This is a genomic window from Paenibacillus sp. JT31N17, from assembly GCF_056269255.1.
In genome coordinates, this window is the sequence record NZ_JBWDNP010000009.1 from 90,060 (window position 1) to 114,472 (window position 24,413).

Below are 24,413 nucleotides of genomic sequence, written 5' to 3' on the forward strand. Positions count from 1 at the left end.
ATATTCCTTTACAGGAATATTCCTGTCGTGGTATATTTATTTCAGCAAAAAAAAACTCCAGTAACTAATGGATGATGACGATGAATGCTGACGTCATGAGAGCCTTGGCAGAGCCACACCGCCTGAAAATTGTTGAGCTTTTACGCGAACGTCCGCTCACTGTAGGGGAAATCGCTGAACGGCTGCAGCTGCACCAGCCTCAAGCATCCAAGCATTTGCGTGTTTTGAGCGAGGCTGGCATCGTGGTGGCCCATGTGGACGCGAATCGCCGGATTTACAGGCTGCGGCCGGATCCTTTCCGGGAGCTGGACGATTGGCTGGAGGGCTATCGTGTCATTTGGGAGGAGCGGTTCGGCCGCCTGGATGACTATTTGCTGAAGCTGCAGGGCAAGGAAACACGGAGAGGGCAGCAGGACTGAGCTTGGAATGATGGATCAGTTTTGAGAAGAGCTGCGGCAGGACTATTTCGATCAACTATTCTAATCGAGGAGGATGTTAAAATGACAAATCAAATGGTATCCAAGGTAGAGGAAAAGGTGCTTGTTCTGGAGCGTGAATTCAAGGCACCTCGGGAGCTCGTTTTCGAGGCGTTCTCGCAGGCAGAGCATCTGAAGCATTGGTGGGGGCCAAGAGGCTGGTCGCTTCCGGTATGCCATATTGATTTCCGCGTTGGCGGGGTTTGGCATTATTGCATGAAATGCGAGGACAAGAACCAGGGCGAATACTACGGCATGGAATCATGGGGAAAAGGTGTGTATAGTGAGATCATCGTACCGGAGAAGATCGGGTATGTGGATTATTTCTCCGATGCGGAAGGAAACGTAGCGGAAAATATGCCGGCGACGGCCGTAGACATGACTTTTATCGAGACGGATGGCGGGACAAAGGTCATTAGCCGTTCTGAATACGCAACGGCCGAAGGACTGCAGCAGGTTCTGGATATGGGCATGCTGGAGGGCATCACGGATACCTGGGACAGACTGGTCGAGCACTTGGAGTCGATTCAGCAGGTCGGTTAAAGGGAAGTATTTGGCGCAAACGCCAAGCTATCAGCAGCAAGGAACAGAGAAGAAGGTCATTCCTCTTAGCGGGAGTGATCTTTTTTTTGTCTCTTTGCGGCGCCAGCAAGCAATGGGGGCAAAGGAACAAGCTCTCCCGAGGTCTAAGAGCCTGGCATGTGACTTCACAGCAACTGGAAGGACTGCTAAATAATTATTGTGTTTTGTTTATATATCGAATACAATAAAAGCGCTTACAATTCCTTGTGTAATTAAACCGGTTTAATGCAGGATACATACTATTATTTTACTTCAAGAAAACAAACAGACTGTTATGAATTAAACCGGTTTAATAAATGGTGGAGGTGAGTCAGCGGGGCTTGCATTGAACCCAGTGAAGAAGATAACGGCAATGGTAACAGCCAGGGCAGCGGAATGAAAATGAATAGATTTTTGGAGGGGTTAACTTGAAAAAACAGAGGTTCCTTATTGTTCTGCTAGTCGTTTTTGCCATTATTGTTGCAGGATGCACAAATAATGCATCGGAACCTGATGTTGTTAAAGAAACCAACGAAACGGCAGTGGTCAAGGATACACCGGTCGGAACCACGGAATCGGATGCCAAAGAGGCTCCTATGCTGACTGACCTTGTAACCGCAGGCAAACTGCCTGCTTTGGCAGATCGTATGCCGGCTCCGGCAGATATCATGATTGAACCTGTTGTTGATGAGGTCGGACAATACGGCGGAGATTGGAAAATGGCCTGGATGGGTTCCAGTGACAAATGGGCTGTTGGGCAGCCAACCGAAGAAGCGCTGTTCCGCTTCAACAAGGACGGCAGCGGGGTTGAACCTAATGTAGCCAAAAGCTATGAAGTGAATGCAGATTCCACGGAATTTACCATTCACCTCAGGAAAGGCATGAAGTGGTCGGATGGCGTGCCGTTTACAGCGGATGATGTCCTGTTCTACTGGGAGCATATGCTGACCAAAGAAACCTTCGGCAAAAAAATATATGATGCTTATTACTCGATTGATCCGGTAAGTGGAGAAAAAGCATTGGCCAAAGTGGAAAAGATTGATGATTTCACGTTCAAGATTACTCATAAATATCCCAGCGTCCAGTTCCTTGAGCGGGTTGCAATCGACAATAAGTGGTTCTTTGCACCGGCACATTTCCAGAAGACAATCCTGCCGGAATTTGTAGGCGAAGATAAAGCACTCGAAATCGCCAAACAGTGGGGCTTCGCGGATACGGCATCTTTCCTGAAGGAAACGGGTTATTATTACTGGATATATCCGCAGATCCCGACACTTCGGGCTTGGGTAGCCAAGAATGATCCCGAGAGTGACCAGTTCGTTATGGAACGCAACCCTTATTACTGGAAAACGGATGTCGACGGTCACCAGCTCCCCTATATGAATAATCTCATCGCGACGAAAATTCAGGATCCCAGTCAAAGAGTGCTCGGCACATTGGCGGGAGATTTCAATCTCTCCACGTTTGGCGCACAGGACTTCACTGTCTTGAAGGAAAATGAGGAGAAGGGGGATTACCGGGTTATTGCATGGCAGCAGCCAGCATGGTCAACTTCGGGAATTCAGTTAAATCAGACGATCGAGGATCCTAATCTGCGAAAGCTGTTCCAGGACATCAAATTTAGGGAGGCGCTTTCCCTCGGGGTAGACCGTACAGAGATCACAGAGATCGTGACTAACGGAATTGCCGACCCGATTCAGGCTTCAGTACCGGAAGGTCTCGTCGGATATCAGGAGGGCTGGGCAGATCAATGGGCTAAATATGATCCAGACCAGGCCAATAAGCTGTTGGATGAGCTCGGATTAACGAAACGGGACAAGGACAATTTCCGGTTATTCCCGGACGGTTCGGATGTGACGATCACGATTATGGATTCCTCCGAAGATTCGGCGAAATACCTGGAGTTACTCAAGAAGTATTATGAGGAGATGGGGATTAAGACCAATCTGAAGGTTGTCGACCAGGCAACTCTGCAGGAGTTGAAGTATTCGAATCAAGTCCCCGCGAACATAGAAAACATATCTGTTGTTAATGTGGCATTCCGTCCTGATGCGCTGGTACCGCTCCGTGTACTTACCCCGTGGTATGGCCAATACGGACTATATGCCTCATCGGGCGGCAAAGAGGGAGTTAAGCCGGAAGGCGATGTTGCATTGCTCCTGGAGGACTGGGATAAGCTTAAGGCGGCCAGCTCCAAGGAGGAAATTACCCAATGGGGTAATGAAATTATGAAATTGCATATGAAAAATCAGTGGGTGATCGGTTATGCAGGCCCGACGCCAACGTTGATTGCAGCATCGAACAATATGCGCAACATACCGCAATCCATGATATGGGCCGATGAGTTCCGCTCCTTGGGCGCAGGCCATCCTGCACAATTCTATATCAAGCAATAGCAGCCGGATTATACCGTAAAACCGATAATGGGGGAAGATCTCTCCATTATCGGTTCTATTCCAAAGATTTTGAAGGCATTCATATCTCTGAATTGTCAAGGAGAGGGTAGGACAAGAGATGCTCCAGTACACTTTGAAAAGAATCGTGTTGACCATACCTGTCGTGATATTGATCTCATTTATCGTTTTCTACATCATTCAGCTTCCGCCCGGCGATTATGTATCCAATTATTCGGCGCAAATGTCCGTTGCGGGCGAAGTGTTTACACAGGAGGACATGGAGGCTATGCGGGCGGATTTGGGCTTGAACCGTCCGATTTACGAACAATATTTTATTTGGGCTAGAGATATTGTTGTGCATTGGGATTTCGGATACTCCTTCAACTATAACAAGCCCGTTACAGCCGTGATCGAGCAGTACATGGGATTGACGCTGGTCGTCTCACTGGTGACAATGGTTTTTCAATACGCCGTGGCGATTCCAGTCGGCATCTATTGTGCCGTAAAGCAATATTCCAAAGGAGATTATTTCTTCTCGGGCTTAAGTTTTCTGGGAATGGCCACGCCTCACTTCCTGCTCGCCGTTATATTAATGTTCCTTTCCTACACCTGGTTCGGCGATCCGTTGCTCGGTTTATTTTCGGGCGAGTACGTGAATGCGCCATGGTCGATGGACAAGGCAATGGACTTGGCAAAGCATATGATTATCCCCGTAATTGTCATCGGACTGTCGGGCACAGCGGACCTCATTCGGGTTATGAGAGGACAAATGCTGGACGAACTGAATAAGCCCAATGTGGTAACGGCCAGGTCCAAGGGGCTGTCGGAGAGAAAAATCCTCTTTAAGTATCCGACGCGCGCAGCTTTAAATCCTATTGTCAGTACGTTCGGCTGGTCATTGACCCACATCTTCACCGGCTCCACAATTACCGCTATCGTATTGAATTTGCCCATACAGGGGCCGGTAATGTTTAATGCCTTACTGGGTCAGGACATGTATCTGGCTGGCAGTTGGTTGTTGTTCATGGCATTGTTAACGGTACTCGGAACTTTGCTGTCGGATATTTTACTGGCGTGGCTAGATCCAAAAATTCGTACAGAGTTCAGGGGTAACTAGCCTATGAGAACATTGCCGATTTTCAGAAAACAGAAAGTGCGCCTATCCAAGCCGCTTGAAAATAAGGATGTTCAATATAGCTCGCAATGGCGGCTCATGTATTTGAGATTCAAGAAGCATAAATTAGCTCGGATCAGCTTAATGGTTCTGGCTATTCTCTACGCAGGCGCTCTGTTCGCCCAGTTTCTGGCACCTTACGGGCTGCAAAGCTACGACAGCAAATATGTGAATGCGCCTCCAATGACCCTGCGATTCGTAGACGCGTCTGGAAAATTTCATATTAGACCGTTCGTATATGAATTGAAGTCAGGCAGAGACCCGGAAACGATGCGTAAAATATTCGAGCCGAACAAAGAAAAACGGTATTCGCTCGAGCTGTTTGCCAAAGGTGAAAGCTATAAATTTCTCGGATTCATTCCAACAAAAACGCATTTATTCGGAGTTGAGCAACCCGGACGAATATTTCTGTTAGGCACCGATGCGCTTGGCAGAGACATGTTCTCCCGAATTTTGCTGGGAAGTCAAGTATCGCTTAGCATCCCTCTCGTAGGGGTTGGCATCAGCTTTATATTGGGATTGATTATCGGCGGCATATCCGGATATTTCGGAGGCGGACTGGATGCCTTGATTCAACGGATTATCGACATCATACGCTCATTCCCGACTCTTCCGTTATGGATGGCGTTATCCGCTGCTATTCCTCCGCGAATACCTGTGGTCCGAATGTATCTTTACATTGTTATTATATTTGCTTTTATCGAGTGGACCGGTCTGGCAAGGGTCGTGAGAGGCAAGTTCATCTCTATGAAAAATGAAGATTATGTTCTTGCGGCCAAGATTGCAGGCGTTGGCGATGCGAGAATTATAACAAGGCATCTGTTGCCGGGTTTTATCAGTTATTTGGTTGTAGCCACGACGTTGGCGATTCCAGGTATGATTCTTGGCGAGACGGCGATGAGCTTTCTCGGCTTAGGGATTCGCTCTCCGGCTACCAGCTGGGGTGTTCTTCTTCAGGAAGCCCAGCAGATTCAGAATATAGCATTGTATCCATGGAAGCTGATTCCGCTTGGTGCGGTTATCTTAACAGTATTAACCTTTAACTTTCTGGGCGATGGCTTGCGCGATGCCGCGGACCCTTACAAGAAATAATCCAATAAATTGAGGCCATAGCGAGGGGATAATATGACGGCTCAGGCTGTTCAAGCTCAGCAGCCCCTTCTCTCTGTTCAAGACCTTAAAATCCGGATTCAGATGGATAACGGGGAAATGAACGCAGTGGACGGGGTAGACTTTGACATTCAAAAAGGAAAAACGTTAGGCCTTGTAGGCGAGTCCGGTTGTGGGAAAAGTCTGACAAGCAGAGCCATTATCAGCATTAATCCGAAAGAGTGCGAAACGACAGGAAGCATTATGTACCAATCCTCATCCGGGGAGTCCGCAAATCCGCTGAATCTGTTGTCCATGGATCCGGGCGGCAAACAGATTCGTTCCATTCGCGGTCGGAAAATCGCCATGATCTTTCAGGAGCCCATGACGGCTTTCTCACCGATGTATACCATCGGGAATCAGATCATGGAAGCGATCTTAATCCATCGCACCAAGAACAAGAAGGAAGCCAAGAAAATCACGCTCGAAATGCTGAGTAAAGTGGGAATATCGGATCAGGAGAAGCGATTTGACCAATATCCGCATGAATTCTCCGGTGGTATGCGGCAGCGGGCGATGATATCGATGGCCTTATCTTGCAATCCGGAATTATTAATTGCCGATGAGCCAACAACAGCACTGGATGTGACGATTCAGGCCCAGGTGCTGGAATTGATGAAGTCGCTCCAGCAAGAGTTCGGTATGGCCATTCTGCTGGTTACTCATGATCTTGGCATCATTGCGGAAATGTGTGATGAAGTAGCGGTCATGTATCTTGGCAAAATTGTTGAGCAGGCACCCGTAAAGGAAATTTTTCATAATCCTAAACACCCCTATACGAAGGGTTTGCTCAAATCGATGCCAAGATTAGGCGGAAATAAGAGCAAGCGCCTGGACTCAATTGAAGGATCCGTGCCCATTCCCATCAATATGCCTCCTATGTGCGGATTTTACGATCGCTGCAAGGATCGGATTGAAGGGGTATGCAATGTGCAGGCCGTACCAAAAACCCGTCTATCCGACAAACATATGGTCAGGTGTTTTCTGTATTCGGATCAGCATGAAGGAGAATAGCCATGTCCAAACCAATTCTGGATGTCATTAAGCTGAATAAGGATTTCAAAGTCAGATCCAAAAAAGCTTTATTTGCAAAGCCTACGCCCGTTCGAGTATTAAGCGATATTTCATTTGAGCTGCTCGAAGGCGAAACCTTAAGCATTGTCGGAGAATCGGGCTGCGGAAAAACGACCTTGGGACGGTGCATCGTAAGGGGGATGAATGCCTCATCCGGCGAGGTCATCTATCATACCGAGGACGGAGAGAGCGTTGATTTTTTAAAGCTGAAGGGTAAAGAATCGAAGAGATTGCGAAGAGATGTTCAAATGATCTTTCAGGACCCTTATTCCTCTCTCAGTCCGCGGATGAGCGTATTCGACATTATTTCCGAGCCGCTGACCGCCAATTTCAAGCTGAATAAATCGGAAGTGGAAGAAAAAGTAGCGGCAATTGCAGAAAAAACCGGCTTAAATGTCAGTTACCTTAAACGATACCCTCATGCCTTCTCCGGCGGACAAAGACAGCGTATCGCCATTGCGAGGGCGCTCATTACCCAACCGAGGCTAATTGTGTGCGATGAAGCGGTATCGGCGCTGGACGTTTCAATTCAAGCCCAAATTATAAATCTTTTAAAGGACCTGCAGGAGCAATTTCAAATTACGTATATTTTCATCTCGCATGACTTATCGATCGTTCAGAATATTTCCGACAGGGTAGCAGTGATGCACCTGGGCAAAATTGTAGAATTGGCAACCGTGGATTCGTTGTTCGGTCAACCCAAACATCCCTATACAGAAGCGCTCATGTCAGCGGTGCCCCAGCCTGATCCGGATCAGAAGAAAGATAGAATTATCTTGGTAGGGGAGGTTCCGAATCCTGCGAATCCGCCAAGCGGATGCCATTTCCACCCAAGATGTGCGTACAAGACCGATAAATGCATGCAGGAGGCACCACAGCTGCGCCTGGTAGGAGACAACCAATATGCGGCTTGTCATTATGCGGAACAACTAAATCTGAGGGGTGCAGCGAATGAACCGGCAGCCGTTGAATAACAGTGAATGTCAATTAGCGCTTGGCTCCATTATGGATGCTGCGTTTTTTGAGAGGATGTAACAAAAAATGGCGAAAATCGACGATGTTGCACGTCTTGCCGGTGTCTCAAAAGGAACCGTATCCAATGTTTTCAGCCAAAAGAGACCTACCAGCGAAAAAGTAACGGATAAAGTCCTGGAAGCTTCCAGAGAACTAAATTACGTTCCGAATCATATCGCAAGAAGCCTGGTGACCAAAAAAACAATGGCCATCGGGCTTACGATCCCGCATGGAAACTTCTTTTTCAATACTTTCCATAATCAGTTTATCAATGGAGTTATTTTGGAGGCTTCTCATTACGGGTATAGGGTACTGCTCGATATGATCCCGGTAGAGAAGGTGAAAACTCCTTCTTTGGCTAGTTATCCGATTGACGGAGCCATTGTGCTTGGTCCTACAGAAGAGGATGAGCGTATCAATTTGCTGCATCTGAACCAAATCCCCTTCGTCACAATCGGTAAAATCTTTAATGCGAAGGTCAAGGATGCATCGACCGTAAACAACGATAACTTCCAGATTATCAGTGATATATGCGGCTATCTGATAGACAAGGGCCATCGCCGCATGATGTTTCTAAATGCCAATGAGCTTATGACCGTTGCCATCGAAAGAAGAGAGGCTTTCATCGAGGTGCTGACAAATCACCGGATCGACGTGCAGGAACATATGATTCGCTATAAACCCGCCTTAACTTCAAGCAAATATATGAATTACGGGTACGATGAGACGGTCCATGTGCTGAGCGAATTGAAGGAGCAGGTAACGGCAATTATTGCGGATGATGACCGCACCGCATTCAGTGTTATGAATGCCATCAAGGATCTGGGTCTGAGCGTGCCGGAAGATCTCTCTTTATTTGTTATTTGCGGCGATCTGTCCATGATGCATAAGGCAACGCCTTCATTGACGGGCATGGACTTGCAGTCTTCGGAGCTCGGAGTTCATTCCGTCAGATTGCTTATGCATAAGCTGGGTATCATTGAAGGAGAGTTTCCGGAACATATGATCATAAGCAGCAAAATAATTGAAGGTGACTCCTGTTCATCGCTTTGAAGCTTTGGCCTTGGCGAAAGGAAGAAGGGACGCTTGTTTTAATGGAGATGTCATATTCTTCCTGAAGATCGGCAACACTATGTAAAAACAAGAGTCGGGAGAAGCCTAACGTTGAAACCAATTGTGCCCTTCGAACCTGTAAGGCAAGACACCATACCTGTTGGAGATCCTTGGGTGTACCAAATTAAATGGGATGGGGTGAGAGTGTTAACGTACGCCGACGAAAGCGGGATATTCCTCTATAATAGGCGTTTGAATGAGAGGACGCACCATTATCCGGAGCTTCTCGATGTGCCGTCTTACTGCAAAGCGAAATCATTTATCATGGATGGGGAAATCGTGGCACTCGCCCCGGACGGTAAACCGTCCTTTCATGAAGTCATGCGCAGAGACGGGCTGCGGAGAATGGAACGGGTTCCTCAAGTGCAGAAGGAAGTTCCAATCTACTACATGGTATTCGATCTGCTGTTTCTAAACGGGAATTGGGTGCATGACCTACCGTTTCGAGAACGGACCGATCTGCTTCATGGCATACTGACCCCCAATCAGACTGTTCAGCCCGTTACCTGTCATCCCGACGGCCAGGCGCTATTTCAATTAATGAAGCAGCAGGGGATGGAAGGCATTGTATGCAAAAGGCTCGACAACCCCTACATAATTGGAGGTAAAACCGCAAGTTGGGTCAAAGTCAAGAATTACGGTGACGTCATTGCCGCGATTGGTGGTTTTACCATGAACGGCGGCATTATCAATGCAATAATTTTGGGGTTATATGACAGGGAAGGACGCTTTTGGTATATAGGCCACACCGGCACCGGCCGCCTTAGCAGGGCGGATTGGCGGGATTTGACGGAACGGCTGGCTCCCGATGCGGTAAAGGAGTGTCCTTTTGTCAATACACCGGAACGGCATAAAGACGCAATATGGGTGAAGCCCTCGCTCGCCGTTAAAGTGATGTTCACCGAATGGCGTCTGCAGGAAGGCCGATCCCTGCGTCAGCCAAGCATTCAAGCATTTGTGGACCGGCCGCTTTCGGAATGTGTTTTCCCGGATGAGAGCCTATTCCCATAAGTGATATAGAAGGCAGCGGGTGCCGAAACAATTGGAAATAATTACATTTTTTATCGGGGTATAATAGCATTTTGGCGACACATAATAACCTCACATTACAAAGGAGGTTTTACAATATGAGCCGCAAATCTTCTTCAACCAACCAATTGGTCGTTCCCCAAGCAAATGCAGCACTGGATCAAATGAAATATGAAATTGCACAGCAATTCGGAATTCAACTTCAACCGAATGGCTACAACGGACAACTTCTTACCCGTGAAGCGGGTACAATTGGCGGCAACATCACCCGTACACTTGTACAAATTGCTGAACAGCAACTAGCAGGCCGTTCGTAAGCCTGTTACAGGAGAAAGTATTGAAATTCAGTTCGTGAGAAAAAGACCACGGTGATCTTCTGACTGCAGAGATCCCGTTGGTCTTTTTTTTAATTATTAGCCGATTACCGCGTAAGAATCATGCAATCGTAAAAAATTCCATAGAGCCATAAATTAACCAATACAGGAAATATCATTGTTAATTATGATGAAGGTAGTTTGAGGCATGTATTCAAATCCAAAAAAAAAACGGAAAGAAGGGATCCGGATTTATTATTTAAAAGCTAAAGTTTACGAAATTAAAGGAGGTTTAAAGATGTTTAAGCCGCAAGTCCTGAAAAAGGCATTAAGCTCCGTTCTTTTATTTGCACTTGTCCTTCCATTTATTAATCTGTCCGGGCTTCCAGCTTCAACGGTTCATGCAGCGCCGGCAAACAGCCTGGGACTATTGGACATTGAAGTGAACAAGCCGGTAAACGCAGAAGTTGATCTTGATCATGCAACCATTCATATATCATTGCCCTACGGCACCTTATACCAGATGCTGAATGTAACAATGAATCCCGGCGCTTCCGCAGCGCTGTACAGAAGCGATGGAACGACTGCCGTTTCTTTTGCCGCCAGCGGCATGAACAAAGGCGATGCAAAAATGGACCAGTTTTCAACAAGCGGAACCACGTTATATTATTTGGCAGTAACCGATAAGAATGACAGCAGCAGCATCCGAAGATATACAATTACGGTCACCGTGGGTATGTCTTTGCCTCCAATTACAGGCCCTATGGGATCTAATGACAAATATCTGCCGCTCAATATTCAGGCGCGTGAACACGCATGGGATGTTATGGGCGCATCCAAAATTGGCAATGGCAGTACTACGGGTTCTATAGAAGGCCCGGGCACGCCTTCGTCGTACAGCGGGAAATCATGGCCGGAGTCAGTCTACGACCGTTCGGGAGACTACCCGATGGCTTCGATTGTTGATGAATCATGGCTGGGAGACAATATGTATTTGCAGACCATTGGCAAAAGTAATGTGGATGCGCTTGGAAAGTACGGGATTGCAAATATTCCCGGCGCCGGGAAGCTTAACTCCGACATTTTGCGTTTTCACGAATTTTCGCCTTTTGTTGCCCCGGGAGGCATGAGCCGGGACGACGGCGATCGCGGCGCAGTCAACAGCGACCGCCAGAGACTGGAGATTAAAAGCAGCACCAGCGCAGCCAATATGGAGGCAAATAGTTTTGGCGGCGACATTATGACCCATCACTGGAGGCTGATGCTCCCTTCGGAAACGTTAAGATATCAGAAGGATACCGGTGATAAGCATGCCGGTGATTTTATCGTTCCCCACAGGTTTTGGCACATATTCCAACTGAAAGAAGTAGCAGGCAATGCGGCCGGCCAGCCCGTGGCTACCCTCTCGCTGGTTTCAAGCGGAGGCCAAGGCCAGCTTGAATTCAGGAACAACCCCGATGGCAGCTACGCGGACAGAATCAAGCCGTTGTTCACGATACCCTTTGACAGGGTCGTTGACCGCTGGCTTGATTTTGAAGTAACGATTTTAACAGCCGATAAAGGTTATTTGTACGGCAAGCTTGTCGATCTGGAGACTGGCGAGGTGCTTTTCGAAGGCGGTATGACAGCCGAAACATACAGACGCCCTGAAGTAAACAATCCGGCTACCGGCAGAGACGAAAGAGGTGATCTGCCTGTAGAGCCGGGTCAACAGAACCGCTCCAAATGGGGTCTTTACAGGGGGATGTACAACAGCCCGGCAGATGCGGCTTATGCAGATGAATTCCAGTCTGCAACCATGTATCTGGCTGATGTGCACTTAATCAAAAGGGATGAAAACAGCTATATATTTCCTGATGGCTGGAATCCCAATGTGCAGCCTAAGGATATGGCAGCATGGGCAAGGCCGCAAGAGATTAGAGCTTCCAAAGGTACTCCGTTTAGTCAATTGCTGCTGCCTGCACAGCTTGATGTCACCTTGAGCACCGGCAAGACAGAGAAGGTGAACGTATCATGGAGCCCGGAAGGCTACAATCCCGATAACATGGGGACTTATAAGATTTTTGGCGAATTTGCCGGTCCGGGTATTACGAACTCCAAAAACATCAAGCCCTATATTGAAGTTTCGCTGACAGATTCATCTTCTGTTACGATAATCCCGGTTTCGACCGCCAGTTATACCGTCAACCCCGGCGGACCGTCGATCAATACGGCGGCAGGCGGTAATACGCCTGCAGGAAGGTATTTGCAGACCTCCTCGGCCCCCGTGGCCGGCGACTGGGTTGAAGTAACCGTTGATGTTCCCGAGACTGGAAACTATGATATCGAATTTGGCTACAAGTCGTACAACAATAGAGGAATCGCCCAGCTGTATGTGGATGGGGTTTCCCAGGGCAGCCCCGTAGACGAGTATCATACCGCTCAAACTTTTCCGGCGATTGCTATGGGCAGCAGCAATCTCGAAGCCGGCAGCCATAAGTTCCGGTTTGTGGTGACCGGGAAGAATGCCGGCAGCTCCGGCTATCATCTTACCTTCGATTATATCAAGCTGTCGCGAAAGGATGCGGCTCCGCCGGAGACGGAGGCACGGATCGAACCGGCGCCGCGGAACGGATGGTTGAACACGGACGCGACCGTCGCACTGACAGCCCAAGGCGAGCCCTCCGGTATCGCGAAAACGGAATATCGGCTGGAAGATAACGCGCAATGGCAAACCTATACCGGACCGGTCGCTTTTACGCAAGACGGCGTTTACCTGCTGCAATTCCGTTCTGTAGACGCTTCAGGCCGGACTGAGCAGACGAAGGAGCTGACCGTCCGGATAGACAAGACGAAGCCGGTCCTGGCAATGACGGCAAATGGGAAGCCGCTTGCGGATGGCGCAGCCTTCTCCGACGACCGCCCGCTTGCGCTGCTCTTGAATGCAAGCGATGCCCTATCCGGCATAACGAGCCAGGAACTCTTCCTGGATGGAATTCATGTGGAAAATGGCGCTTCCGTTGATTTGGCCGGAAAGCTTGGCCCCCATACCCTGAAGAGCGTAGTCACCGACCTGGCCGGCAATATGGCAGATGAGTCTGCCGGTTTTACAATTGCCGTCACCCCGAAGGGGTATCCAGCTTGATTGACCGCTATGCCGAAGCCGGAGAATTGACGGGAGCGCTGGTTAACCAGCTCCGCAGCAGCCTGAACCAGGCACGGCATCAATTGGACAAAGGCGACAATGACAAAGCGGCCAAACATATGCGGGATTTCCTGAAGCATCTGAACAATAATCCGATGGCGGACAACGTATCCGATGCCGCGAAGCTCGTCCTCACGGCTGATGCAAATGCCTTGATCACAGCCTGGTCTGTGAAATAACAAATAAGTATTCATATACAAGTTTCTATGAGATCCGAGGAGGTTTAACGATGATCACGCAGCAGGTTCTAAAAAAGGCATTCAGCACCGTTCTTATAGCAGCGCTTTTACTTTCATTTGTTGGTCTATCCGCTCTTCCTGTGCCAACCGTTCATGCCGTTTCGACTGGCGATGAGTCTGGGAAGCCGGCAGTAACGGATACGGTTTATCCTCCAGCAGCAGCAGGTTCTGTCAATCTGCTGGACCCAACCCGTTTCTCGCCGCAGGCAGGCGTGAATCTCAAGGCAAGCTCGGAAGCGCCCGATCATCCGGGTGTAGACGCCTTACGGTCGGGCGGCAGCGGGTATTGGCGCAATTCAAGCCCGAATGTATATATGAACGGCTTTTCTCCATCATCATTGGCATTATCCCTTGATTTGGGCGCTCCAAAAACAATTGATAAGCTGTACCTCGAAATACCCAACACGATCTCGAATATCCAAAGCAATGCGAGAAGATTCGAGATCTATTACTCCAATGACCCCAATTCCTGGGCAACTGCGCCTGCGGCATCCGATTCGGCATCCGATTACGACTGGAAGTCGAATGGCTGGACACTGGCCGGAGGTACGGAAACGGAAGGCTTGTGGTCTTATGTAACGTACAACGGACAACAATGGGGTTATGATACCAAGACATTCCTGTATCCGTTTACAGCCCGGTACGTGATGATAAACATGATTCTGGTCGGCCCTGGCGACAGGCGAGCGGATGATAACAATTCCATGATGGGCTTGTCCGGATTGGCTGTTTACGGCAAAGATCCGGTATTCAACGCGACTGAACTGGCGCCGGCCAAGGGTACCTACAGCACCTGGGATCAGGCCGAGCCCGTATCGGTGGATATAAACCTTGCCAGCGGGCAGACGCTCGCAGGCATAAGCAAAGGCGCTGCTGCGCTTCGTCCGTATTTAGATTACTCGCTATCAGGAAATACGGTTATATTTGCACCTGCATACCTTGCCAAGCTGCCTCTGGGCACAAACGAATTTATGCTTCGTTTCAACAGCGGCGACCCGTCCATATTTGCACTGGACGTAACGGCACGCGGCTATGGCGGGAATGACAAGACAATCAGGATGAATGCCATTGAAGGCGTATCACCTTATAACATCCTGGGCGGCGCAATGGGTACCGATGAACCGGTAGAAGGCGTGACTAAACGGATAAGAGACGCGTACCACGAGTTTTACGGCGATCAGCCCCAAGCGGCTGCCGCCGATGACCATATCAAGAGCGTTTGGGACAGCACACTGCAAAAGGATGTATTCGAGATTACCGCCAACGGCAGAGGCTTGAATAATGAATTCATGGATAAGGTTCGCGACGGCGAGTACGGCCACAAGGGGGTTTTTGACCGGAATTTGGGCTACGTGGTTGGCGGGGCGGCCATTACGGACAGGCAAAGAATCGAAATTCGCCCTAGCGAGGACTCAACCGGCGACTTTACAGCCTACGAGGGCGACCAGGTTTCCTACGAATGGCTCTGGAATATACCGGACGGCGACCAGTGGAATCAGCCGAACTTCCGGCATATCTTTCAGTTGAAGGCTGTGAATGCACAAGGGGCAGATACACTGCCTGGGGGCAACAGCGGCGGTGAAAACGGCGCATATATCATTGCGATGTCCATTTCCGGAACAACCAGCAGAGATCTTGTTGTCAATCATAACCGGTATGACGGGGATAAGAACTTGATGAGAATTCCATTAAAGGAAATCGACGGCCACTGGATCAAGGTAGAGCTAGACGCGCTTATTTCGGATTCCGGCTGGCTCACCATTAAGATCACGGATATGGTAACCGGCAAGGTATACTCGTTTGACAGCCCGGATGTTTATCAGATGTTCTCCAATCAAGGCGCAAGCGACGGTGTCAAGGACCTGTGGAGAAGACCGGAAAGAAGCGGCGGCTTCGAGACAGAGTATCCCGCTGTGTTCGATCAATACCTGCGCCCCAAGTGGGGCATCTACCGCAGTTCTGCGGGTGGCACCAATTCCGCATATGACGCCAGGCTTCAACTTGCCGACATCACCATAAGCAAGGTGGCGACCGGTATACCGTCCGTAAATCTGGCCCTTCATAAAAAAGCGTATAACGCAGGTAGGACAGAAGGCGCCAACCCGATTCAGCTGCAATCCGCTGCGGCGAATGAATTCGGCAATGCGAACAAACTGACGAGCGGCGTGCTGGAGGATCCGACAAAATGGGATGTAACGAATGTTACCAGTCTGGATCAAATTGGGCAGTATTCCTGGCTGGGTACGGACGGAGAGAGGAAAGGCAGCTTCATACTGGACCTTGGCCAGGCAATGGATTTCAGCCAAATAAGGCTGTTTGCGAAGTCCACCCGGCTAAAAGGCGCAACCGTTTATGTATCCGATGATTTTGGAAACTACACATCGGCAGCCGATTTTGACGATGTGGCATTTAAACAAGTGGATAAACGAACAGACCAAGGCTTTACGTATGCGACCGGAAACGATAATGGCGGTACCGATTCGGAGGATAGCTCGCATCCGATAGATCTTGGCAGGACCTATCATTCAAGATATGTCAAAGTAACGGTTGAGAACGCATCCGGCGGCAATACAGGCACGGATCTGACAGGGCCTCCGCGCCTTACGCAGGTTCAGGTGTTCAATGCGCCGACTCCTCCGCAGAATCTGATGGTTGAAGCCGGCGGTCCGGTAAAAAAACTGAAGTGGGATTCCAATAATTCCAGCGAGGGCTACATTGTGTATGATGGCTCAGCGGTGCTTGCCGAACTACCGGCGGGCGCAGCAAGGTATACCCTGCCGAGCGGCATGACCAATTTATCCAAAGTCGCCGTAAGGTCGAAGGGAACAGACCCGTACTCCCGCAAGTTTATGATTTCGGCACCGGCCTTTCCGGAAGAATTGAAGGACACGGCTCCGCCGGAGACAGAGGCAAAGATCGAACCAGCTCCGCGGAATGGCTGGCTGAACACGGCTGCGTCTGCCGCATTGACGGCTCATGACGATCTTTCCGGAATAGCGAGAACAGAATATAAATCGGATGCTGCTGCGGAGTGGGAAACCTACACCGGACCGGTTACCTTCACGAATGACGGTGTATACCGGCTCCAGTTCCGCTCAATTGACGCTGCAGGCAACATCGAGCCCGCGAAGGAGATTACCGTCCGTATTGACAAGACGAAGCCTGTGTTTGAGCTTGCGGCTAACGGCAAACCGCTTGCTGGAGGCGCTGTCTTCTCCGACGCCCGTCCGCTTGCGCTCCAGTTGAACGCAAGCGATGCGCTCTCCGGCGTAACGAACCAGGAAATCATCCTGGACGGAATGCGTTTGAAGAACGGCGCTTCCGTAGATTTGGCCGGCAAGCTTGGCCTGCATACCCTGAAGATCGTCATCACCGACCTGGCGGGCAACACAACGGATGAGTCTGTCCGCTTTACAATTAACGCCACCCTTGAAGGGATATCCAGCTTGATGGACCGTTATGTCCAAGCAGGCGAATTGAAGAAACCGCTGGTTGACCAGCTGCGCAGCAGCCTGAAGCAGGCGCAGCATCAATTGGACAAAGGCGACAAAGGCAAAGCGGTCAAGCATATGCAGGATTTCCTGAAGCATCTGGATAATAAACTGGTGGCTGATAAAATCTCCAAAGCCGCGAAGTCCGTCCTCAAGGCTGATGCGGCCGCCTTGATCAAAGCCTGGTCCGGAAAATAAAGAACAGCCTGGAAATTATTTAACCAAACCAAACAACCCTATGCGAGTGAGTGCTTCATAGGGTTGTTTTGCTGTGCTGACCTTCTCTGGATAAGAGACCGCAAATAATAAAAAAAAACAAGTTCTATCATAAATTTCAACATCCCTGGAAGCGGATTTGTTCTATACAATTATTAAATCAACAGTCTTGGGAGGAGAGCTTCTGATGGATCATGGAAACACGGCTGCCGAATCAAAAATGGATTATGCCGGGCTTGTGTCGCGTGCGGATCTGCACTATGAGCATACGGTCAAACGAAGTGAAGGCGGACTGCCGCTGGGCAACGGGAGAATGGGCAGCTTGCTGTGGACTTCCCCTTCCGCCATTAAATTTCAGATCAACCGGGTTGATGTATTTGCAAATGACTGCAGCACGAACAGCTTCAACGAGAGACATTCGGATTATGCGTATGCATGCGGCTTTGTCGATATCGATTTTGTCGATTATGGCGAAGACGTCTTTCATGACGGCGGAATAAAGCAGCATTTAAGCTTATTTGACGGGACGGCGTTGGTCTCGGGCGATGGGGTGCAAGCCCGGGCTTTCGCTTCGGCCAACGAGGATGTTTTCGCAGTCAGAGCACAGGATGACAGAGAAGCTCCCCAGGTGATCAACATCAGACTGAAGATGCTCCGACCTGCGGAGGTCGTAAGCAAGAATCATTCGGCTGTATCGCGTTTAAGCATGCGCAGCGGGATGATTGTATTAACACAGGAATTCAGGGAGGGCAGCTATTACTGCAGCTCAGCCGTCGCAATTGGAATTTCCGGACGGGAGTCCAAAGCGAGAATGAATGATGAGCTTGGCGGACGGGCGCCTGTAGGCAGCTTCAGGGAGAGCAAAGTGATCGGTCAGCCGAATGAAACCGAGATGCGTTTGTGCGTAAAGCCGGGTCAGGGAGTATTCGACGTTTTTATAGGAAGCGCAGCCAGTTTTGACGAAAATGAAGATATTGCCGCTGCCGCTGTCAACATCGTAGAGCAGGCAGCAGCAGCGGGATTCGACCTCCTGCTTCAGGAGCACAAGTCCTGGTGGAATCGGTTTTGGGAAAAATCCTATATCCGCTTAAGCAGCGAAGATGGAACCGCAGAGTTTGTGGAGCTTCATTACACGTATTATTTGTACCTGATGGCGTCAAGCTCCAGGGGAGGGCAGTTCCCGCCTAACTTCGGAGGCATGCTGCTCAGCCCGCGGGGAGATCTCAGACACTGGGGAGCCATGCACTGGTGGAATAACATGAGCCTGTACTACAACGCTGTGCTTCCTTCCGGTCATCATGAGCTGTTTCATCCGTATTTCAGCATGTACTCGTCCATGTACGAATCTTGTGCTGAAGCTGCCAGGCAGCAATGGGGAAGTCAGGGTATCTTCATACCCGAGGTCGTGACGTTTGACGGTATGGAGAAGCTGCCGGAGGATATCGCGGCGGAAATGAGAGATTTATATCTGGTGCGCAAGCCGTGGGATCAAATGTCCGGCCGTTTCCGCGATTTCGCTTTCTCCAAGCGTCCGCATGAAAGCAGATGGAATTGGAAGTATCACGAACAATACGTGGACGGCAAATTAGTATATGTAGAGAGAGGCTTCGGGTCATTCGGCTTCACGACGCATATGTTCGCATCCCAGGTCGGGATTGCCAGTCATTTCTGGATGTACTATGAGTACACCCAGGACGAAGAATGGCTGCGGGAACGGGCATATTCGATTATGAAGGGAGTCGCCGAGTTTTTCCGCCATTTCCCGAATCTGAAAAAGGACGAGGACGGCCGCTATCACATTTACCAAACAACCAGCGACGAAAAATATTACGGCGGCAAAAATACGATGGATTCGATGGCAGGCATGCACACCATATTCCCGATTGTCCTGAAGGCTTCGGAAATATTGGAAGCGGATGAAGATATCCGGCCTGTGTGGCAGGAGCTTTACGATAATCTTGCCCCGCTGCCGCGAAGCGATCATCCCGATGCCGTGTTGAGAACTCCGGAAAATGAGCCCGCAGTGTGGGTGGGCGCTCTCGGCCCTGTTTTGGATAACAAGAGCAATGTCGATTTGAAGCCGGGGAGGTTTGGCAGCCTGTGCTCGCTGGAAACGGCATATGACAATCCGGAAATGTTCGAAACGACCATGGCCACGATCAGGTACCAGGAAGCGATGCTTGACCATGACTGGAGCCGTGCAGCATCCGAAATGTCGAGTACGGCGCGTGTGCATGCCCACATGGGACTCGCGGAACCGTTCAAGCAGGCCGTATCGGCACAATTGGAATGCGTGAATGCGGAACGGGAATATTGTTATTTCGCGGACACGGGAAGAGTGAAATTTTTTGAAAACAGGCTGACAGTCAGAGAGGGAGTCAACTGCATGAGCGTGCAGCGTTTAGGCAATGCCGCCTCTGCACTGCAGGCAGCGCTTTGCCAAAGCGGGCCTCCGGGTCCGGGCAAAGAATCCGTCATTCGTGTCTTCCCTGCGTGTCCGGCTGACTGGAATGCAGAGATATCCCTATGGTGCCATGGCGGATTCAATGTCACCTCCGCCATTCGGTCGGGAAGCATTCCGTTTGTCAAAATCAGCTCAACGCTGGGAGGAGCATGCAGAATAAGGAATCCCTGGGGCGAGGCTGAGGTCGCATTGCGCAAAGCGGGTGGCAAGAATATAGCACTAAAAGGCTCTTTGCTGGAATTCGATACGCAGAAAGGCGAAGAAATTGAACTTTTCCCTTTTTAAGTTGAGATGAACAGCTATTCTGATGAGTATGGATTAAGACGGCAGGATTATGTTACGGGAGCGATAATAAAAAACAACAACCCAACCAAAGTTTTGCCATACCGGGACTGATGTCCGAATTCTATAATGGTGAGGTGAAGGGGAGGAATCTCATGAGGGCTGCTAATGGCAAGTTGAGCGGGATACAGATTGTGTATACCGGCGAAGCCAATAAGAACGATTACAGGGAAGGGGCGGCGCCATGATCCGTACACGAATAGAAGAGATGCGGGTGAACCCGGAGCAGAACGGGCATGTGTTCGGGGAACTTCTGCCCGGCGCCTATCTCTCTTCCGGCGGACTCGCTTTCGCCGGGCGAAGCGAACGCAGCCATACGAACGACGGTCCGGACGGCAGAGATTTTCACGTCCATGACGATCGGGAAGCGTTCCTTATTCTGCAGGGGATTGGAACGATGGAGATCAACGGCGAGCATCATCCCGTCAGAGCGGGCGATATCGTCATCGTCGAGCCTGGCGAGAATCATCATCTTTGCTCGGACGCCGAGGATCCGATCGTCACGCTCTGGTGTCACGCCGGTCCGCACCGCCACCATAAACAATCGTAGAGGATATGCGCTTATGTACCGTTTTTGTGTCTGGCGCGGAAAGGGGAGGAGAGCATGGCAGGCAAGGTGGAGAGTTCCGACCGGATGATGTATCAGTTCGCGACGTCAGGCCACAAAGTGAAGTTTATGCGGAAGTATTGGCCGCTTTACGTCTTGTCGATTCCGGGCATTATCTTTTTTTTGATCTTCCGGTACATTCCGATGTTCGGATCGGTTATCGCGTTTCAGGAGTACAACATCTTCAAAGGCATCAAGGGCAGTCCGTGGGTTGGGCTTGATAATTTCAAGAGAATGATCGAATATGCGGAGTTTGTTCCGATATTGAAGAACACCATTCTGATCGGTATCTATGATTTGTGCTTCGCTTTCCCGGTGCCGATCATTCTGGCGCTTCTGCTCAATGAGCTGCGCATCATGGCCTATAAGCGGATTGTTCAGACGGTCGTCTATATGCCGCACTTTCTCTCATGGGTCATTGTCGGAGGGATCGTGGTTGGCGTATTGTCACCCTCTACCGGCATCGTCAACCATTTGCTGGCGCTGTTTGGCGTCGAGCCCATCTACTTCTTGGGCGAAAATTCATATATCCGCACGATCCTCATCAGTTCGGGCATATGGAAGGATAGCGGCTGGGGAACGATTATCTATCTGGCTGCGATCGCCGGAATCAATCCCGACTTGTACGAAGCGGCACAGGTGGATGGCGCAAGCCGGCTGCGGCAGGTATTCTCCATAACGGTCCCCATTATTCTGCCGACCATTGCGATCTTGTTTCTGCTTCAAATCGGCAACTTCCTGGACTTCGGCTTCGAGCGGGTATTCGTGTTCCTTAATCCGCTCAACAGCGAGAATGGGGAAATTATTGATACCTATGTGTATCGGGCGGGGCTTGTTGACCGTCAATACAGCTACACGACCGCCATCGGCTTATTCAAGTCGATCGTGGGACTTGCGCTCATCATGATCGGCAACATATTCAGCAAGAAGGTAACCGGCAACGGGCTGTACTAAGGCATTGGAGAAACGGGGTGAAAATCGATATGATAATGACGAGAGGCCAGAAAATATTCAACGCATGCAATATCGTATTTCTCGGCGCTATCGGCCTGAGTATGGTGCTGCCGCTGATTCATATTATCGCGCAGTCGCTCAGCAACTCGGTCGCCATCAACGCGGGAGAGGTGAGCTTCTGGCCTGTCGGTTTCACATTCGGCAGTTATAAGCTCATTCTGCAGGACCCGTCCATCTGGTTGGGCTTTCGCAATAGCGTAATCATTACCTTATTCGGTACGCTTATCAACCTGATCATGACGTCAAGCCTCGCTTATCCGCTTTCCCGGCCGGAATATCTGTACCGCAAGTTCGTGCTGATCCTTATTTTGATTACATTGGTGTTCAGTGCTCCGCTTATTCCGAACTATCTGCTGGTAAAGCAGTTGGGACTTCTTGATACGCTGTGGGCACTCATGCTGCCGATGGCGATCAGCGCGTTCAACCTGTTTGTCATGCGCTCATTCTTCATGAATCTGCCAGGGGAGCTCATCGATTCGGCGAAGATCGACGGCTGCGGCGAGTTCAGGATATTCTGGAAAATCGTGCTTCCGCTTTCCAAGCCGGCGCTGGCGACCATGGGGATCATCTATGCCGTCGCACACTGGAACCGGTATGCGGAGGCGGTGTTCTATATTAGCGACAGGCAGTGGATCCCGCTGCAGGTCCGCCTGCGCGAAATTGTCTTTACCGATCAATACGGCCAATCGGACGTCACCTCGGAGCTGCTCGTCATGCTGTCGCCGGAAGGCATCAAGATGGCGGTCATCGTCGTCGCGACGCTTCCGATCATGCTCGTTTATCCATTCCTGCAGAAGCATTTCATTCAGGGCATGCTGGTGGGCTCCATCAAGTCGTAACGTATAACAACCAGACATTACGCGGAAGAAGCAGCTCTCAACACTAAAACGCTTACAAATCATGAGGGAAGAAGGGTTGTCGTATGAAGAAATGGACAGGTATGGGATTGTCGCTGGTGCTGGCGGCGAGCCTGATGGCGGGATGCTCGGCAAACAAGCCGGCCGAGCAGCAGCCGGCAGATCAGCAGGCGGATAACGGCGGAAATCAGCAGACGGCGGAAGGCCAGAAGGAGCGGGCGAAGTTCTCCTTCCTGCTGCCGACGACAGTGAGCTCGGGCTATCATACCCGGGTGCCGGATCTGAACAAGGACAAATGGGTGCTGAAGCTGGAAGAATTAACGAACACCGATCTGGACATCAAGGTGATGGAGGACGCGAAATATGGCGTCATGTTTGCAAGCAACGACATTCCTGACGTGGTCGGGAGCATAGGCGGCCCCGGCAGCAAGTCGATGTCTGGCTCGATCGAGAGCGGCATCTTCATGCCTCTGGACGATTTGCTGCAGAAGTACGCGCCAAATCTGATGAAGCTGATTCCGAAAGCCGCATGGGAGACGGCCTCTTATGAAGGCAAGATCTACGGCATTCCGGAATTTCTGAAGAGCCCCTCGCGCCGGGCCACATACATCCGCACCGATCTGCTAGAGAAGACCGGACTGCAGGCGCCAAAGACGGTCGATGAATTTCTGAACGTGCTCCGCGCCTTCAAGAAGCTTGGAGTCGAGACGCCGTACCAAATGCGCGAGAACTTCAAGTATGCGGATATCGTTCTTGGCGCCTTTGATGTCCTGCCTTACAAAGACCAGTTCGAACTGGTCGATGGCCAGGTGGTCCCCAAGTTTTTCGACAGCGAGAATATGCAGAAGGCACTTGAGGTGTACAAGACGATGTATGAAGAGGGGCTGATTCCGAAGGAGTTCGCCACCATATCATCGACTGATTTTACGAAGAGCATTGATGCCGGCAAGCCGGGCATTTGGTCGCAGAACGCAGCCGGAATGCCGGGCTACAGGGCGAATGTGAAGCTAGCCGTTCCGGATGCGCAGATCGACATTATTCCTTCCCCGAAGGGACCTGAGGGCAAAGGCGGTTACTTCTTCTATTCGCCGGTTGTCCGCACGTTCTACATCAACAAGAATGTCGAGGAAGAAAGAGCCGCCGAGATCGTGAAATTTTTCGACTGGATGGTCACCCCGGAAGCAGAGGAGTTCTTCACGTTCGGCGTCGAAGGCGATACCTACACGAAGGATGCGGCCGGTGTGGTGAGCTATAAATTCCCGGAGACCAAGGAGCAGCAGGAGGAAGAGGGCTGGAGGAGCGGTACACTGTGGGCCGTTCATGACTCCACATACAATAAACTGCGGCTGGAGCTTAATGAAGACGGCCAGGCAACACTGGACGCTTTCGATAATGTGTTGTCCCAGGAAGGTCTGTCTGGAATCGGTTTTTATCCGGAATTGAGTACCTTCAGCAAGTATCCCGATCTGGCCGCTCCCCAGCCGGATGTGGGACCAAAGCTTGTTATCGACCATATGGTCAGAATGATCTACGGCAAGGAACCCATCTCCGACTGGCCGAAGGTTGTTGAGGAATACAAAGCCAAGGGCGGCGACGAGATTGTCAAGGAAGCGACGGAACGCTGGAATAACAAGCAGGGCGCTGTCATGATCGACAGAGAGTAGGCTCTCCGAAACTTGAAACGAAAAAGCTCTCCTCC

At 50.2% G+C, this 24,413-nt stretch carries 18 protein-coding genes; all 18 read left to right on the forward strand.

Annotation, left to right across the window (positions count from 1 at the left end):
• The first annotated feature begins 80 nt into the window (after window positions 1–80).
• The 18 genes from AC0YOB_RS24715 (at window position 81) to AC0YOB_RS24800 (ending at window position 24,378) form a co-directional block, all read left to right on the forward strand.
• Window positions 81–419, forward strand: a complete 339-nt coding sequence (locus AC0YOB_RS24715; protein ID WP_475795024.1) for an ArsR/SmtB family transcription factor — start codon at window positions 81–83, stop codon at window positions 417–419.
• Between the two features lie 81 nt (window positions 420–500).
• Window positions 501–1,019 carry an SRPBCC domain-containing protein gene (locus AC0YOB_RS24720; RefSeq protein ID WP_475795025.1) on the forward strand — a complete coding sequence of 173 codons (519 nt, stop codon included), beginning with the start codon at window positions 501–503 and terminating at the stop codon, window positions 1,017–1,019.
• A gap of 446 nt (window positions 1,020–1,465) precedes the next feature.
• The gene (locus tag AC0YOB_RS24725) at window positions 1,466–3,433 is read left to right on the forward strand and encodes an ABC transporter substrate-binding protein (protein ID WP_475795026.1); all 1,968 of its coding nucleotides are present in this window, start codon (window positions 1,466–1,468) and stop codon (window positions 3,431–3,433) included.
• A 118-nt stretch (window positions 3,434–3,551) separates the two neighbouring features.
• On the forward strand, window positions 3,552–4,550 hold the full coding sequence (locus AC0YOB_RS24730; protein WP_475795027.1) for an ABC transporter permease: 999 nt from the start codon (window positions 3,552–3,554) through the stop codon (window positions 4,548–4,550).
• Between the two features lie 3 nt (window positions 4,551–4,553).
• On the forward strand, window positions 4,554–5,699 hold the full coding sequence (locus AC0YOB_RS24735; protein WP_475770430.1) for an ABC transporter permease: 1,146 nt from the start codon (window positions 4,554–4,556) through the stop codon (window positions 5,697–5,699).
• A gap of 33 nt (window positions 5,700–5,732) precedes the next feature.
• Entirely contained in the window at window positions 5,733–6,770 is a 1,038-nt protein-coding gene (locus AC0YOB_RS24740; protein WP_475795028.1) for an ABC transporter ATP-binding protein, read from the forward strand.
• A 2-nt stretch (window positions 6,771–6,772) separates the two neighbouring features.
• Window positions 6,773–7,804 carry an ABC transporter ATP-binding protein gene (locus AC0YOB_RS24745; RefSeq protein ID WP_475795029.1) on the forward strand — a complete coding sequence of 344 codons (1,032 nt, stop codon included), beginning with the start codon at window positions 6,773–6,775 and terminating at the stop codon, window positions 7,802–7,804.
• Window positions 7,805–7,871: 67 nt separating this feature from the next.
• Window positions 7,872–8,897, forward strand: coding sequence for a LacI family DNA-binding transcriptional regulator (locus AC0YOB_RS24750; RefSeq protein ID WP_475795030.1), 1,026 nt, complete (start codon window positions 7,872–7,874; stop codon window positions 8,895–8,897).
• Window positions 8,898–9,008: 111 nt separating this feature from the next.
• Window positions 9,009–9,968, forward strand: a complete 960-nt coding sequence (locus AC0YOB_RS24755; RefSeq protein WP_475795031.1) for an ATP-dependent DNA ligase — start codon at window positions 9,009–9,011, stop codon at window positions 9,966–9,968.
• 116 nt (window positions 9,969–10,084) lie between these two features.
• On the forward strand, window positions 10,085–10,303 hold the full coding sequence (locus tag AC0YOB_RS24760) for an alpha/beta-type small acid-soluble spore protein (RefSeq protein WP_210040882.1): 219 nt from the start codon (window positions 10,085–10,087) through the stop codon (window positions 10,301–10,303).
• 295 nt (window positions 10,304–10,598) lie between these two features.
• On the forward strand, window positions 10,599–13,424 hold the full coding sequence (locus tag AC0YOB_RS24765; protein ID WP_475795032.1) for an OmpL47-type beta-barrel domain-containing protein: 2,826 nt from the start codon (window positions 10,599–10,601) through the stop codon (window positions 13,422–13,424).
• Window positions 13,421–13,663, forward strand: coding sequence for an FIMAH domain-containing protein (locus AC0YOB_RS24770; protein ID WP_475795033.1), 243 nt, complete (start codon window positions 13,421–13,423; stop codon window positions 13,661–13,663). Before AC0YOB_RS24765 ends, AC0YOB_RS24770 begins: the two co-directional genes overlap by 4 nt.
• A gap of 50 nt (window positions 13,664–13,713) precedes the next feature.
• Complete coding sequence (locus AC0YOB_RS24775; protein ID WP_475795034.1) at window positions 13,714–17,412, forward strand: OmpL47-type beta-barrel domain-containing protein; 3,699 nt, start codon at window positions 13,714–13,716, stop codon at window positions 17,410–17,412.
• A 205-nt stretch (window positions 17,413–17,617) separates the two neighbouring features.
• A complete protein-coding gene (locus AC0YOB_RS24780; protein WP_475795035.1) occupies window positions 17,618–20,179 on the forward strand; it encodes a glycosyl hydrolase family 95 catalytic domain-containing protein in 2,562 nt (853 codons plus the stop codon).
• Window positions 20,180–20,420: 241 nt separating this feature from the next.
• Window positions 20,421–20,786, forward strand: coding sequence for a cupin domain-containing protein (locus AC0YOB_RS24785; RefSeq protein ID WP_475787025.1), 366 nt, complete (start codon window positions 20,421–20,423; stop codon window positions 20,784–20,786).
• A gap of 54 nt (window positions 20,787–20,840) precedes the next feature.
• Complete coding sequence (locus AC0YOB_RS24790) at window positions 20,841–21,797, forward strand: ABC transporter permease (protein WP_475795036.1); 957 nt, start codon at window positions 20,841–20,843, stop codon at window positions 21,795–21,797.
• Window positions 21,798–21,826: 29 nt separating this feature from the next.
• Complete coding sequence (locus AC0YOB_RS24795; protein ID WP_475795037.1) at window positions 21,827–22,696, forward strand: carbohydrate ABC transporter permease; 870 nt, start codon at window positions 21,827–21,829, stop codon at window positions 22,694–22,696.
• A gap of 83 nt (window positions 22,697–22,779) precedes the next feature.
• Window positions 22,780–24,378: an extracellular solute-binding protein gene (locus AC0YOB_RS24800; protein ID WP_475795038.1), complete on the forward strand. Its 1,599-nt coding sequence runs from the start codon at window positions 22,780–22,782 to the stop codon at window positions 24,376–24,378.
• Window positions 24,379–24,413 lie beyond the last annotated feature (35 nt).